Origin of the sequence: Thalassococcus lentus, from assembly GCF_028023555.1 — a bacterium.
Lineage (GTDB): Bacteria > Pseudomonadota > Alphaproteobacteria > Rhodobacterales > Rhodobacteraceae > Thalassococcus_A > Thalassococcus_A lentus.
In genome coordinates, this window is the sequence record NZ_JAQIOY010000001.1 from 710,377 (window position 1) to 724,344 (window position 13,968).

General features: G+C 56.6%; 17 protein-coding genes. 12 read left to right on the top strand and 5 right to left on the bottom strand.

Annotated elements, in window-relative coordinates:
- The first annotated feature begins 141 nt into the window (after positions 1-141).
- The 6 genes from PFY00_RS03435 (at position 142) to PFY00_RS03460 (ending at position 5,098) form a co-directional block, all read left to right on the top strand.
- The gene (locus PFY00_RS03435) at positions 142-1,437 is read left to right on the top strand and encodes an NAD(P)/FAD-dependent oxidoreductase (RefSeq protein WP_271431101.1); all 1,296 of its coding nucleotides are present in this window, start codon (positions 142-144) and stop codon (positions 1,435-1,437) included.
- The gene (locus PFY00_RS03440; protein WP_271431102.1) at positions 1,434-2,189 is read left to right on the top strand and encodes a DUF1365 domain-containing protein; all 756 of its coding nucleotides are present in this window, start codon (positions 1,434-1,436) and stop codon (positions 2,187-2,189) included. Before PFY00_RS03435 ends, PFY00_RS03440 begins: the two co-directional genes overlap by 4 nt.
- Positions 2,186-3,409 carry an MFS transporter gene (locus PFY00_RS03445; RefSeq protein WP_271431103.1) on the top strand — a complete coding sequence of 408 codons (1,224 nt, stop codon included), beginning with the start codon at positions 2,186-2,188 and terminating at the stop codon, positions 3,407-3,409. The genes PFY00_RS03440 and PFY00_RS03445 overlap by 4 nt, the downstream gene beginning before the upstream one ends.
- Positions 3,409-3,975, top strand: a complete 567-nt coding sequence (locus PFY00_RS03450) for a DUF3833 domain-containing protein (RefSeq protein ID WP_271431104.1) — start codon at positions 3,409-3,411, stop codon at positions 3,973-3,975. Before PFY00_RS03445 ends, PFY00_RS03450 begins: the two co-directional genes overlap by 1 nt.
- A gap of 9 nt (positions 3,976-3,984) precedes the next feature.
- Positions 3,985-4,716, top strand: a complete 732-nt coding sequence (locus tag PFY00_RS03455; protein ID WP_271431105.1) for an SDR family NAD(P)-dependent oxidoreductase — start codon at positions 3,985-3,987, stop codon at positions 4,714-4,716.
- 64 nt (positions 4,717-4,780) lie between these two features.
- On the top strand, positions 4,781-5,098 hold the full coding sequence (locus PFY00_RS03460) for a DUF3775 domain-containing protein (RefSeq protein WP_271431106.1): 318 nt from the start codon (positions 4,781-4,783) through the stop codon (positions 5,096-5,098).
- Between the two features lie 16 nt (positions 5,099-5,114).
- Here the strand turns inward: PFY00_RS03460 and PFY00_RS03465 are convergent, their stop codons facing one another.
- The 3 genes from PFY00_RS03465 to PFY00_RS03475 all read right to left on the bottom strand — a co-directional run bounded on the left by PFY00_RS03465 (position 5,115) and on the right by PFY00_RS03475 (position 7,002).
- The gene (locus PFY00_RS03465; RefSeq protein ID WP_271431107.1) at positions 5,115-5,396 is read right to left on the bottom strand and encodes a hypothetical protein; all 282 of its coding nucleotides are present in this window, start codon (positions 5,394-5,396) and stop codon (positions 5,115-5,117) included.
- A gap of 232 nt (positions 5,397-5,628) precedes the next feature.
- Positions 5,629-5,766 (bottom strand): hypothetical protein, encoded by a 138-nt coding sequence (locus PFY00_RS03470; protein ID WP_271431108.1) that lies wholly within the window; start codon positions 5,764-5,766, stop codon positions 5,629-5,631.
- A 213-nt stretch (positions 5,767-5,979) separates the two neighbouring features.
- Positions 5,980-7,002, bottom strand: coding sequence for an aspartate-semialdehyde dehydrogenase (locus PFY00_RS03475; RefSeq protein WP_271431109.1), 1,023 nt, complete (start codon positions 7,000-7,002; stop codon positions 5,980-5,982).
- 438 nt (positions 7,003-7,440) lie between these two features.
- Between PFY00_RS03475 and PFY00_RS03480 the strand changes: the two genes are divergently transcribed.
- Positions 7,441-9,309: a nucleoside-diphosphate sugar epimerase/dehydratase gene (locus tag PFY00_RS03480; RefSeq protein ID WP_271431110.1), complete on the top strand. Its 1,869-nt coding sequence runs from the start codon at positions 7,441-7,443 to the stop codon at positions 9,307-9,309.
- A 41-nt stretch (positions 9,310-9,350) separates the two neighbouring features.
- Here PFY00_RS03480 and PFY00_RS03485 read toward each other — a convergent pair whose 3' ends face one another.
- Positions 9,351-10,193 (bottom strand): LOG family protein, encoded by an 843-nt coding sequence (locus PFY00_RS03485; protein ID WP_271431111.1) that lies wholly within the window; start codon positions 10,191-10,193, stop codon positions 9,351-9,353.
- Between the two features lie 78 nt (positions 10,194-10,271).
- Here PFY00_RS03485 and PFY00_RS03490 point away from each other — a divergent pair, with 78 nt between their 5' ends.
- Positions 10,272-11,198 carry a threonine/serine dehydratase gene (locus tag PFY00_RS03490; protein WP_271431112.1) on the top strand — a complete coding sequence of 309 codons (927 nt, stop codon included), beginning with the start codon at positions 10,272-10,274 and terminating at the stop codon, positions 11,196-11,198.
- Positions 11,199-11,218: 20 nt separating this feature from the next.
- Here the strand turns inward: PFY00_RS03490 and PFY00_RS03495 are convergent, their stop codons facing one another.
- A complete protein-coding gene (locus PFY00_RS03495) occupies positions 11,219-11,803 on the bottom strand; it encodes an NUDIX hydrolase (RefSeq protein ID WP_271431113.1) in 585 nt (194 codons plus the stop codon).
- A 351-nt stretch (positions 11,804-12,154) separates the two neighbouring features.
- Here PFY00_RS03495 and dapD point away from each other — a divergent pair, with 351 nt between their 5' ends.
- Genes dapD through PFY00_RS03515 form a run of 4 tightly spaced genes read left to right on the top strand, consistent with a single transcriptional unit; the run spans position 12,155 to position 13,963 of the window.
- Positions 12,155-12,982, top strand: a complete 828-nt coding sequence (dapD, locus tag PFY00_RS03500; protein ID WP_271431114.1) for a 2,3,4,5-tetrahydropyridine-2,6-dicarboxylate N-succinyltransferase — start codon at positions 12,155-12,157, stop codon at positions 12,980-12,982.
- Positions 12,982-13,329 carry a hypothetical protein gene (locus PFY00_RS03505; RefSeq protein ID WP_271431115.1) on the top strand — a complete coding sequence of 116 codons (348 nt, stop codon included), beginning with the start codon at positions 12,982-12,984 and terminating at the stop codon, positions 13,327-13,329. The genes dapD and PFY00_RS03505 overlap by 1 nt, the downstream gene beginning before the upstream one ends.
- Positions 13,326-13,607 (top strand): hypothetical protein, encoded by a 282-nt coding sequence (locus tag PFY00_RS03510; RefSeq protein WP_271431116.1) that lies wholly within the window; start codon positions 13,326-13,328, stop codon positions 13,605-13,607. Before PFY00_RS03505 ends, PFY00_RS03510 begins: the two co-directional genes overlap by 4 nt.
- On the top strand, positions 13,604-13,963 hold the full coding sequence (locus PFY00_RS03515; RefSeq protein ID WP_271431117.1) for a hypothetical protein: 360 nt from the start codon (positions 13,604-13,606) through the stop codon (positions 13,961-13,963). Before PFY00_RS03510 ends, PFY00_RS03515 begins: the two co-directional genes overlap by 4 nt.
- The last annotated feature ends 5 nt before the right edge of the window (positions 13,964-13,968 follow it).

Below are 13,968 nucleotides of genomic sequence, written 5' to 3' on the forward strand. Positions count from 1 at the left end.
GAAGCGCAGAATTGCCAAACATGTAGAGTCTACGCAGGGATCAGCCTATCGGATCAAAAATATTTTCCAAGTTTTTTGCATCCAAGTGGACGGATAAGCCGTAAATCTAACTAGACAGTCTTAAACTTGGAGCAAGAGCATATGCCATTCGAAGCCCGCGCAGGCGCCTCCCGAAAAATTGCCGTGATCGGCGCCGGAATTTCGGGCATGGGCGCAGCGCATATGCTGGCCGGCGACAACCACGTAACATTGTACGAGGCCGAACCGCGTTTGGGCGGTCATGCGCGGACAAAAATGGCGGGAAAGCGTGGCGATCAACCCGTGGACACCGGCTTTATCGTGTTCAACTACGCCAACTATCCGCACATGGCCCGCTTGTTCGAAAGCCTCGACGTTCCGGTGACGAAATCCGACATGAGTTTTTCGGCATCACTGCGCGGCGGTGAGCTGGAATACGGTCTGCGCACTCTGGGAGCGCTGTTCGCGCAAAAGCGCAACGCTTTTAATCCCAAGTTTTTGGGCATGGTCCGCGACATTGTTAAATTCAATGCGCGCGCGCTGGATGAAGCACAGGATCGTTCACTCAGCCTCGGCGATTTTCTGGACAATCTCGGAACCGGGGATTGGTTCCGCGACTACTATCTGCTGCCGCTTTCCGGCGCGATCTGGTCGACACCAACGGAAAAAATACTCGACTTTCCGGCGCATGCGCTGATCCAGTTTTTCGAAAACCACGCGTTGTTGCACCATACCGGTCAACACCAGTGGTACACCGTTGATGGCGGGTCGATTGAATATGTGAACCGGTTGGGCGCGGCAATGAAATCCCAAGGGGTCACTTTGCGGTTGGGAACGCCGGTGGATACAGTGAGGCGCATTCCTGGCGGCGTGCAGATCAAAGCAAAAGGCGATTGGGAAGACTTCGACGATGTGATTTTCGCCACTCACTCGGATGACAGCCTGCGTTTGCTGGGTGATGCAACCCCGACCGAACGCGGAACGCTGGGCGCCGTAGGCTATCAGCCCAATCGCGTCGTCCTGCATGCGGATGAAAGCATCATGCCCAAGCGCAAGGTTACATGGTCCTCATGGAACTACACCGAGGCCGCCGGAAAGCAGATGAATACCATCGATCTGACGTATTGGATGAATTGCCTTCAGCCTATTCCCCAAGACGACCCGATGTTTGTGACGCTCAACACCACGCGCCCAATTCGGGATGAGCTGATCTATGACGAATGTGTACTGCGTCACCCCGTATACGATCTGGCAGCGCTTGAGGCTCAAAAGCTGGTGGCAGCGAACAATGGAACGGGCAACACGTGGTTCTGTGGCGCTTGGATGAAGAACGGCTTTCACGAAGACGGTTTGTCGTCAGCGGTCGATGTTGTCGAGGCCATTCGCGCCCGTTCGGCAGTGATGTTGGCCGCCGAATGAACCAGATCGATCACATTGCCGGGTACACGTTTCACGGCCGCAAAGGTGCGATTGGTAACGCATTTCGCTATTCCGTGGACTATGTCCTTCTGGATGCGGAAAAGCCGGTAAAGACTCCAGCGCTTTTCGGCCGCAACAAAGCCAATCTGACATCCCTGCATGACAAAGATCACGGCGGGGAGCCGGGACAGGGACAAGGCGCTGTCTGGGCGCGTGACGTGTTGGCGACGCATCAGATCCAAGCAGGCGGACGTCTGGAACTGCTCGCTCAGCCGCGTATGCTGGGCCATGTGTTCAATCCGGTTTCCTTTTGGTTGGCGCATGATACCGAGGACCGTCTGATCGCGGTTATCGCCGAGGTAACCAACACGTTTGGTGATCGGCATTCCTATCTGTGCGTAAAGCCGGATCGGTCTCCGATTTTGAAGACGGATACCATGACGGCGCAAAAGATTTTCCACGTCTCCCCGTTCCAGCCTATCGAAGGTGGGTACAAATTCCGGTTTGATGTCACGGCGGCCAAGGTTGGTGTGTGGATCAACTACACCTCCTCCAAAGGCGGATTGATCGCAACGTTCTGTGGGCCGCGGAAAAAACTGACCAATGTTTCCATTCTGCGCTCGGCCATCGCCCGGCCGTTTGGGGCGAGACGCGTGTTGGCATTGATCCATTGGCAAGCGCTGAAGCTGTGGTGGAAAGGGGCCCGGTATCGCAACCGCCCAGAGCCGCCTATGGAAGAAGTCAGCCAGTGACACAGCGCCTTGGTGGCTATGCGGTCTTTGCCGGTGCGTTGGCTGCAGCAGGGCTGCCGATCTATATCCATGCGCCCAAATTCTATGTGGATACCTATGGCGTTAGCCTTGGATCGTTGGGTGCGATGCTTTTTGCGCTTCGTCTGATCGATGTCGTGCAAGACCCGCTGTTTGGCAAGCTATCCGGCGCTTTGGGCGCTAAGCGTGGACAGGCGGTCGCGCTGGGCGTGTTCGGGATGTGCGCAGGCATGATTGGCCTGTTTGCAATCAGCCCGCCCATCGACCCGCTGTGGTGGTTCGCGCTGATGCTTACCCTTGTTTTTTCCAGTTTCAGTTTTCTGAACATCGCCTTCTATGCCACCGGGGTTGTCAAAGCTGCACAGTTGCCGGGTCAGGGCCATCTTCGACTGGCGCGCTGGCGTGAAACTGGCGCTTTGCTCGGTGTGTGTCTTGCTTCACTTTTGCCTAGCGTCATGCAGGCGTTTGGCGTCGCCCCCTTTGTGGGGTTTGCGCTCGCTTTTTCAGCTGTCTGCATCATCGCGGCGATCTTCATGAGACATGAGTGGCGGGTGGCTGCGGCGGTGCCCAGCACTGGCTTCCAATATGTATTGCGCGACCCTTTGGCCCGAAGGCTTTTGTTGATTGCCTTGCTCAATGCGGCGCCGGTTGCGGTGTCTTCGACGTTGTTTTTGTTCTTTGTCGAAAGCCGTCTTGAGGCGCCGGGATGGGAGGGCGCGCTGCTGTTGTTTTTCTTTCTAGCAGCCGCAGTTGCTGCGCCGGTCTGGGGCCTTCTGGCTGAGCGGTATGGCGCAAAGCGCGTTTTGATGGCTGCGATGGTGCTGGCGATTGTTGCCTTTGGTGGTGCTTTGGCGCTTGGCCCGGGCGACGTCGTTTTCTTTGGTCTGATCTGTTTTGCGTCGGGCGCTGCGTTGGGCGCAGACATGACGCTTTTGCCTGCGATGTTTGCCCGCAGATTGGCCAAAGTCGCCCCCGGCGCATCTGAAGGATTTGCCCTGTGGTCGTTTGTTTCGAAGTTTACGTTGGCTTTTGCCGCTGTCGCCCTACTTCCTCTTCTGGAAATGCAGGGGTTTGAAACGGGTACGCAGAATCCGGCGTCAGCGCTGACTTGGCTCAGCATGCTTTATGCCGGGGTGCCCTGCCTTTTGAAACTGGTGGCGATTGCCTTGCTGGCGGCCACCCCGATCAACGAGGAGCCGTGATGGAAGCGCTATATTACGTGGTGCTGGGTTCGGTCGTCATGCTGATACTCGGGGTCCTGAAGACCCGGTATTTCGGCTTTGTCGGTCAAAACCCGGAAGACTACAAAAATGCCACCGGCGAAGCACTTGACCTGCGTCGTCACCTGAATGGTCCGATCAGCTGCGAAGGTGTGATTTACGGCCCAACCGGGCGCGTCACTTCACGCTTTGTTGGCGACTTCGAGGCGCATTGGGAAGGCAACACCGGCGTCATGAAAGAGCTGTTCACCTATTCCGATGGCTCTGTCCAGAACCGCGAATGGAACCTGACGCTTGGCAACGATGGCCGCGTCAAGGCAACCGCTGCGGATGTCGTGGGAGAAGGCGAGGGCACCCAAAGCGGTCCAAGCCTGCAACTGCGGTACCGGATCAAACTGCCGGAAGATGCGGGCGGACATGTTCTGGATACAGTGGACTGGATGTATCTGGCTCCGAACGGAACGATCATAAACCGCAGCCAGTTTCGGAAATTCGGCATCAAGGTCGCTGAACTGGTTGCAACAATGCGCCCCAAATCAACGGTGTAGGAATGGGCTATGCGAGAGTGGCAAGGTAAACGGTACTGGCTCGTTGGAGCCTCGGAAGGACTGGGAGAAGCGCTGGCGCATCAGCTTTCTCGTGCTGGTGTTGAACTGGTTTTGTCCGCACGCTCAGAAGACAAACTTCAAGCGTTGGCCGCAGCTCTGCCGGGGCGGTCAGTCGTCAAACCTGTTGATATAACTGACGGTGATGCGCTGTCGCAGGTGGCAGATGAAATCGGTGATATTGACGGTGTGATCCAAATGGCCGGTGTCTACTGGCCGTTCGGGGCCAAGGCCTGGGATGCCGAACAGGCCAATATGATGGCAGACATCAATTTTACCGGCGTCATGCGCCTGATGGGCGTGATTGTCCCGCGGTTCGCCGAACGCGGATATGGCCATATTGTTTTGACCGGTTCATTGTCAGGATTTCGCGGGCTGCCCGATGCGGCCCCTTACGTGGCATCCAAAGCGGGCGTTATGGCGCTGGCAGAGTCGCTGTATGCCGATCTAAGGCGCAGCGGTGTTTCTGTCCAACTGGTCAATCCGGGATTTGTGAAAACCCGACTGACCGAGAAAAACAGCTTCAAAATGCCGTTCATCATGGAGCCGGAAGATGCGGCGCGCGCGTATTTTGAACATCTGAACACCACGCGCTTCAAAAAGAGCTTCCCCACGGCATTTTCCCTGCTGTTCCGGGGCAGCCAGTTTCTTCCGGATTGGCTCTACTATCGGCTCTTTGCGTGAGATCAAAGCGCAGGCACTAAACGATCATGCATGATGCTCTTGTGATCAGGACAGGAGAACCGTCATGGACAAGATTAGTGTCAGGCAAGTCGCAACCGTCATTGTTATGGCTCGGGAACTCGGTCGCGCCGAGGCAGAGTTGCGTGGATTGATAGACCGGATGGACGAAGAAGCGCAGGCTGCGCTGACGGCAATCATGTGGATTGGTAGAGGCGCTTTCGAAGCGCAGGAATGGAGTGAGGCCTACAAGACGGCCTTTGCCGAGGCCAGCACACCAACCGCAGATTATTTGATAGGCACTCCTCATTTGTCCGATCATCTCGAAACCGGGCTGGATCTGCTCGACTTTGACGTTACGAACGAAGAAGAAGCTGTTCTGTGAACCGAGTGAGTCCGGCCTAGGGCTGCAACGCTCCGGCCAGACCGTCTGGAGTTGCGCGGACGCTTGGTCGGCCAATACGCGCGGCAATCTCACGAAGAGGGACGCCTAACATAGAGCCGGTGCAAAGCGGGGCGCCGGTGTCATTGATCACCACCAAATGACCTTGGCGAAAACCAACGTCATACCCTTTCTTGCGCAGTCGGTTGCTCAGTTCAGACCAGTCTTTTGAGGTTTCCAGAACCGGGGCGATAAAACCGCGCAATAGAGCGCGTGTTTCACTGTCCAATGGTGCGGGCATGCTGTGGCTAACCGGAGCCAAGGCCCCTTGTTCAAAAATTGATGGAGTGTGTTTCATACCGTTCTCCGGAAGTCGTGGGTCAACAAGGCAGAACGCGCGGTACTCGTTTGGACTGTTCTGATCACGTTCCAATGGTTCGGCCCGCTGGGCTGACCCGAAATACTTTTGACCTTGGAATTGAAACCGCCCGCCGTGTGACTTCGGCGGGCGGTTCATATGAGGTGTCTTCCGGTCAAGCGGCCAGCGGCATTTTCATTGCCGGGCGTTTAAAGAAACGGGCGCGTGTCGGGCGCGCGCGTCTTGGGCCTGAAAGGGCGGCAAGTGCGCGAATACGTCGGGCACGGGCCATGTTTGCTAGATCGTAGGTCACTGCTCTTTCCTCCGATAAGGTTATCCGGTCCTGCAACCGGCTGTAAGGAAAGATTGACAAAGCATCGGGGCACCATGTTGGCAGAGCGTGGTCAAACCAAAGGCATTTTGTTGATTGTTGACAAAATCGAGTGCTTTGCTGCCACATTTCGACGTGTGACAAAAGCAAAGGGCCGACCCATAGGCCGGCCCTGAACCATTTGCTTTTTTGGTCTCAGCCCTTTTTCAGGGCTTTTTGTCCAAGAACTTCGGCAATCTGCACGGCGTTCAACGCAGCGCCTTTGCGCAGGTTATCCGACACGCACCAGAAATTCAGACCATTGTCGATGGTGCTGTCCTGCCGGATACGGCTGATGAAGGTTGCGAAATCACCGACGCATTCGACGGGTGTCGCGTAGCCGCCGTCTTCGCGCTTGTCGACAACCATGATCCCGGGGCTTTCACGCAGGATGTCACGGGCCTCGTCTTCATCGAGAAAGTCTTCGGTTTCGATGTTGATCGATTCCGCATGTCCGACAAAGACAGGAACACGCACGCAAGTTGCGGTTACCTTGATGGATGGATCGACGATCTTTTTGGTTTCGGCGACCATCTTCCATTCTTCTTTGGTGGAACCGTCGTCCAGGAACACGTCGATGTGCGGGATCACGTTGAATGCGATCTGCTTGGTGTAGACCTTTGGTGGAACTTCCTTGACGGGATTGTAGACCGCCTTGGTCTGTTCCCACAGTTCGTCCATAGCGTCTTTTCCCGAACCGGAAACCGACTGGTAGGTCGAAACGACAACGCGCTTGATCTTGGCCCGATCGTGAAGCGGCTTAAGCGCCACAACCATCTGAGCGGTCGAGCAGTTCGGATTGGCGATGATGTTCTTCTTGGTGTAGCCCAGAACAGCATCCGCGTTGACCTCTGGCACGATCAGCGGCACGTCCGGATCGTAGCGATACAAGGACGAGTTATCGATCACCACACAGCCTGCCTTGGCCGCGATCGGTGCGTACTTCTTGGTCGCATCAGAACCGATCGCAAAAAGAGCGATGTCCCAGCCCGTGAAATCAAACGTGTCGAGGTCCTGGGTCTTCAGGGTTTTTTCGCCAAAGCTGACCTCCGTGCCCAGCGACCGGCGTGATGCCAGTGCAGCGAGTTCGTCGACCGGGAATTCCCGTTCGGCGAGGATGTTCAGCATTTCGCGGCCCACATTGCCTGTGGCGCCCGCGACGACGACCTTGTAGCCCATTTGGCCCTCCTATCGATTCTTGTCCTGTGCATTCGCGCACCAGAACTGGCGCGGTCCTTATATCAGGCAGGCACCACGGAAAAGGGCTCAATGCCTGAGGGGCCGCTTGGTGTTGCCGAATCGTTGGATTTGGCCGTTTTCAACCGTGTTCCCGCTGTACGGTAGGGCAGCCCAATCCTCTACGCATCGGCGAGAAAACGTCGCAATTTGCATCACAGTCAGAAAAAAATCGCCGAACTACGCACTTGCAGCATTTCCTGACTTGTCTGGTTAACTGGCATTGACGTAGGAGTATCAAGGCTTTCGGATAGCCAAAACGCCTCATTTTTGGGCGTTCCGTGTAGGCTGTAATGCATATTTTGCTTTTATTGTTTTCGCCAAGTGATTTGTCAAAGAACCAAAAAAGGACCTGTTTCATCAGGGCTAAGGGAACTGGGAATGTTTTATGAGTTGCTGACGAGAATGACGCGCGGGCACAAGCAAGCGCTCTTCACGTCCATCGACACGCTCACAAGTCTGGCAGCACTGCCAGTCGCGGTCTTGCTCGCGGCTTGGGTGCCGTGGACTGAGAGCACTCTCATGAACATGCTCCCCTTGATGGCGGCGCTGGCGGTAGCAGGCGTAGGTCTGTCGTGGTGGCTGGGTCTGCCACGCATCAAGCTGAACGCCTATGAGACGCGCGGCATCATTCGCACCGCGGCCTTTTCTTTCGCATTGGGACTATCGGGCGTTCTGATTGACCGCGCGCTGGGCGTTGGACTGCCGACCGGCGTGTTCTTCATCTTCAGCCTGCTTGTGCTGGTCGGATGCGCCGCATGGCGGATCATTCTGCGGCAATTGACGATCCAGATTTACCGCCGTGGCAAAAACCGTATGCGGGTTTTGATCTACGGCGCAGGCCAGACCGGACAACAGCTGGTTGCGGCCTTGCGTCACGATGATGCGATCCATCCTGTGGCCTTTGTTGATGACAACCCCACTTTGCAAAGCCTCGTTGTCTCAGGTCTGCGTGTACACGCGCCTTCGAGCATTGAGGATCTGGTTGCCGACAAAGACATCCAGCGTGTTGTGCTGGCAATGCCTTCGATCAGCCCGCCTGCGCTGGCAAGGATTGCGCACAAACTGCGGACAGTCGGATGCGAGGTGCATGCTTTGCCGTCGTTTGCCGAACTGGTTGGAGATGGTGATCTGCGCAAAAGGGTTTCTCCGGTTTCGCTGGATGACCTGCTGGGTCGTGGTGGACTGGAAAAAGAACTGCCTGCGGTCAGCCACGCTTACTCTGGCCGTCGCATCATGATCACGGGCGCCGGTGGTTCCATCGGGTCTGAGCTGTGCCGCCAGTTGATTGCCTGCAAACCGGAATGCGTTGTTCTGCTCGATCACTCGGAACTGGCGCTTTACAATATCGACAAGGAACTGCGCTCGATCAGCAAATCACTGCGCATTGTTCCGGTGCTTGGATCGGTCAACAACGAACGACTGGTGCGCGAAACGCTGGTGCAGAACAATGTTGAGGTTGTCTTGCATGCGGCGGCTTACAAGCATTTGCCCTTGGTTGAGCGCAACCCGATTGCAGGGCTTCAGAACAACGTTATCGGTACAAAGATTCTGGCGGACGCCGCGCGCGACGCGGGTGTTGATCGTTTCATCCTTGTGTCATCGGACAAGGCTGTGCGCCCCACGAACGTTATGGGGGCGTCCAAGCGTCTGGCTGAACTGATCGTACAGGATCTGGCAACACGCAGCGTTGGCACGCGGTTTTCGATGGTACGCTTTGGGAATGTGCTGGGCTCGAGCGGTTCGGTCATTCCACTGTTCGAAGAACAAATCGCACGCGGTGGTCCTGTCACGCTTACACATGGTGAAGTGACACGCTACTTCATGACCATTTCCGAAGCGGCACGCTTGGTTCTGCTGGCAGGCTCTTTTGCGCACGGTGGCGAAGTCTTTGTGCTCGATATGGGCAAGCCGGTTCCGATCAAACGGCTGGCGCAGCAGATGATCGAAGGTGCTGGCTATACGGTCAAGGATGGGCGCAACCCTGACGGGGATATCGAGATCAAGGTCACGGGGCTGCGGGACGGTGAGAAACTGCACGAAGAGTTGTTGATCGAGCCCGACATGCTGACGACGCCGCACAACAAGATCCTGCGCGCACAGGAAGGCTATCTGTCCGAATTCGAAATGGCGACGGCTCTCAAGGATCTGCGCACCGCGATCGACGAAAATGACGTTGAAGCAGCCCGTACAGTCATTGGCCGCTGGGTTGAGCAGGGCTCTTTGTTGGAAGCCGCGAAACGTCACTGACGCCCGCGACTTCCTAGCAGTCTCAAAGACCGTTTTTCAGGTCACCGTCCGGGAATGCCATCGCGGGCGGGCGCCGGGCTCCAGTTTTCGATGATCTCAGCGGCTTCTTCGGCAGTTTCCACAAATCGGAACAGGTCGAGATCTTCGGCACTGATGGTGCCTGCCTCCGACAGCGCGTCCCAATTGATGATACTTTCCCAGAAGGCGCGGCCAAAGAGCAGGAACGGCACACGTTTCATGCGGCCTGTCTGGATCAGTGTCAGCGCTTCGAACAACTCATCGAGTGTGCCGAATCCGCCCGGAAAAACGCAGATGGCCCGCGCCCGCATCAAGAAATGCATTTTGCGGATCGCGAAATAGTGAAAATTGAACGACAGGTCTGGTGTCACGTATTCGTTTGGTGCCTGTTCATGCGGGAGCACGATGTTCAATCCGATAGAGACCCCGTTTTCGTCAATGGCCCCGCGGTTGCCGGCTTCCATTACACCGGGGCCACCACCCGTGCAGACCACGTAGTCACGGCTTCCGGTCTCCAGCGATTTACGCGTCATGAGCGCCGCAAAGGACCGGGCTTCATCGTAGAACCGTGACAGGTCCGCCAGTGTTTTGGTGCGCGCTTTGTCCTTTTGATCGGGCGCGGGAATGCGCGCGCCACCAAACAGCACAATCGTGCTGTCGATGCCGTGCTCATCCAAAAGCATTTCGAACTTCAGAAGTTCCAGCTGCAAACGAACCGGACGCAATTCGTCCCGGCACATGAAATCTTCGTCGGCAAAGGCCAGACGGTACGCCGGGTTTGTAGTTTGTGGTGTGCGCGGCACACCTTCGGCAGCATGTCTGTCGGTTCCCGCGTCACGAAACGGGCTGCGGCGGTCGTCTTTCATAATGTGCTTCCTTGTTCGCTGTGCCCCAGAGTTATAGCGTCCTGATTCCAAGCGCCAGTAGCTCAGGGGGCAATGCCAATGGATTGGACACAGCAGATCGAACTCGCAGCCGGGCGCATCAAGGGACATGTGCAGGTCACGCCTGTCATGACATCAGACGCCGTTTGGGATTCTCCGGTCGATTTGAAGTTAGAGCAAACGCAGCATATGGGCAGCTTCAAGACACGGGGTGCGTTCAATACGCTGATCGGATCAGATGTGCCCAGTGCTGGCATCGTGGCTGCATCTGGTGGCAATCACGGTGCAGCGGTTGCTTACGCCGCGCGGTCTTTGGGCTATGCGGCCCGGATTTTTGTTCCTGAAATCGCCGGGCCCGCGAAAATTGCCCTGATTGAAAGTGCGGGCGCAGATTTGACGGTGGTGCCCGGGCAATATGCAGATGCGGCTGCGATGGCCGCCGAATATGAACAGAAAACCGGAGCGATGCAGGTTCATCCCTATGATGCGCAACTGACTGTTGCGGGGCAGGGCACGGTCTTGCGCGAATGGGAAGATCAGGGGCTGACGGCCGATACTGTTTTGATCGCTGTTGGTGGCGGCGGGTTGATTGCGGGGGCGCTGGCCTGGGCGCAAGGGCACAGCGCACGCAAAATCATCGCTGTCGAGCCGGAGACCTGCAATGCTCTGGATGCGGCGTTAAAGGCCGGGGAGCCCGTGGACGTGCCGATATCGGGCGTTGCTGCGAATGCTCTGGGCGCCCGCAGGATTGGATCCATTTGTTATGATTTGGCCAAGGCGTCGGGCACCTCGGTAGCATTGGTTCCCGATAAGGCCATCGAGGATGCGCAATCGGTGCTGTGGCGCGCGCACAGGCAGTTGGTTGAGCCTGCGGGGGCCTGTGCTTTGGCCGCACTGCGGTGTGGTGCCTATTTGCCCTCCGCCGGCGAAAGGGTGGCTGTTCTGGTTTGCGGTGGGAACATCGCGCCGGATCCGCTGGCAAACTAAAATTAGCGCGGCTTATCCAATCAAATTTTCCGGTCGAAATCCGTCAACTTTGCTTCTTTGAGGCGGTACAACTGCGCAGGGCGCGCAGTGTCTTTGCTCTTGGCGCCTTCGACTTCGGCCAACATATCCAATTCCCGGACTTTGCGGCGAAATGCGCTGTCGTTCAGGCTTTGCCCGCTGAGCCGTTCATATGTCTGGCGTAGTTCAGCCAGGGTGAAATGTTTTGGCAGGAACCACGCGGGCAAGGTTGAATAAATGGCCTTTGATTGAATGCGCCGATGCACGTGTTGGCAGATTTCGGCATGATCAAAAGCCAGCTTTCCGGGGTTGGTGAGCGGGACCCATTTCAGATTGGTTGCCTGGTCGACGGATTCGAAATCCTGCAACGAAATGACGGCAAAGTACGTCACAGAAGCTGACCAGCCGCGCGGATCTCTGTCTGCGCTCGAAAAAGTCGCGACTTGCTCACACAGGATATCGCGCAATCCCAGTTTCTCCAGCAGCACACGCCGAGCGGTTGCTTCGGTGTCTTGGTCTTCGTCGGTATGGACATATCCCCCGGGCAGCGCTTGTTGGCCAGCGAACGGCGCGCTGCCCCGCGTCATTGTCCCGACAAGCAGCCCCTCAGGAGCAAGAGCCAAGAGAGCAATATCTACGGTCAGAATAGGCATAGGACTTCTGGTTTATTGACGAACAAGGAACGATTGCGCCTTGTAACTTTGTTGAAGACCACTTTGGCCTGAACATCCGTGATTTGCGCAGTGTGCAAGACCTCGAAGCTCTGTCTGATACGCTTTGTTCGCGGCAAGCCAGATTTCCGGCTGCGTCTTGTACCAATTGCATGAGCACGCAGCAGGTCGCTAAGTTCGCGGTCTAAGAACCGTGGCGATTGCGCAGCATGGCGGTTTCGTGTCTAAGGCGCCCAGAGTTTTAACCGGATGCCGACGGAGACCGCCATGTCCAATGCACAGCTTGAAGCCGCTATCGAAGCCGCCTGGGAGGCACGTGATACAATCACACCTGCCACAACAGGCGAACAGCGCGAAGCAATCGAAGACACGCTCAATGCGCTCGACAGTGGATCGTTGCGTGTTGCAGAACGCCAGGGTGACGGCAGCTGGCATGTAAATCAATGGGCCAAGAAGGCTGTATTGCTTGGGTTCCGGATCAAAGACATGGAACAGCAAGACGGTGGCCCACAGGGTTCCGGTTGGTGGGACAAGGTCGACAGCAAATTCAAAGGCTGGGGCGATAACGAATGGAAGGCCGCTGGCTTTCGCGCGGTTCCGAACTGCGTGGTTCGCAAGTCTGCCTTTATCGCGCCGGGTGTTGTCCTGATGCCGTCCTTTGTGAACCTTGGTGCCTTTGTCGACGAAGGCACCATGGTCGACACATGGGCCACGGTCGGCTCTTGCGCGCAGATCGGCAAGAACGTGCACCTGTCGGGTGGCGTTGGCATTGGCGGTGTTCTCGAGCCAATGCAGGCGGGTCCGACCATCATTGAAGACAACTGCTTTATCGGCGCGCGTTCAGAAGTGGTCGAAGGCTGCATCGTCCGTGAAGGTTCGGTGCTTGGCATGGGCGTTTTCATCGGGCAATCGACCAAGATCGTTGATCGCGAAACCGGCGAAGTCATGTATGGCGAAGTTCCGCCCTATTCGGTGGTGGTTGCAGGGTCGATGCCGTCCAAGAATGGCATCAACCTCTATTGCGCGGTGATCGTAAAGCGCGTCGATGAACGGACCCGCTCGAAGACTGGTATCAACGAACTGTTGCGCGACTAATGGTTCGTCTGGCTTTAATTCTGACTGCCTTGGCTGCGCCGTTGTCGGCGCAGTCTTTGGACGGCCGGTATTACTGGCCGGATATGAACCCGGCACAGGCCTGTGATCCGCAGGCCTATAGCGATGGTGCGATTACGATTGCCGGTGATCAGATCGAATTTGTCGAAAGCCGCTGTTCCTTGACCAACCCTGTGTCTGTTCGCGGGATGGATGGCACCTATCTCTACGACGCCAAATGCAATGGCGAAGGCGAGGCCTGGACTGAGCGCATGATGGTTTATCCGACATTCGAAGGCGTTGCCGTCCTGTCGCGGGGCTGGGCGCGAACCTACATTCGCTGCAAATGATCCTGTCCCGGATGCTGGCCAAGTCCCGATTGGCAAAAGGGATCCGCCCGAGTTGGCCCGGCGCATGGCTGCCTGTCGTGTTCGACGGGTTGTGTCTGGCTGCGGTTTTCAGTTTGCTTTGGGGCCCGTTTCAATCCTTGGCAACCTCAATGAACTTTCCACTGTGGGCCACGATTGCGGCCATGTTTGCGGTTGGGTTTATCCCCATTCAGGCCGTGCTGATTTTCTCATCCTTTTGGGCCGCGAAATCCCGCTGGAAAGAGTCGGAGACAGAATGACCAAAAAGAAAGAAACCAAACGCCAGCAGGTCTATACGCTCTTGGTTGAAGTAGGACGCAAATCTGGGGACGGTCTGCCCAAGAAGGCAACCGGCGCTGCCCTTATGTGTTATGCGAGCGGCGTCGACGAAGCCGAGGCCGTCCGCGAAACCGTCGCGATACTCAAACAGGCCGACATGGCACCATTGGACGTGACGGGCTACGGGACAGCTGAGGAACGCGTGGCGCAGGGTCATGAAATCGGCGAGGACGAGCAGGATCTGATGGATCGCGCACTACAAGAAAACGCGGTCATCGTGGCACAGGTCACACCGTTCTATGACGAAGGCGACGGTGCCGCGAAATCCAAGGCCTGATCGAC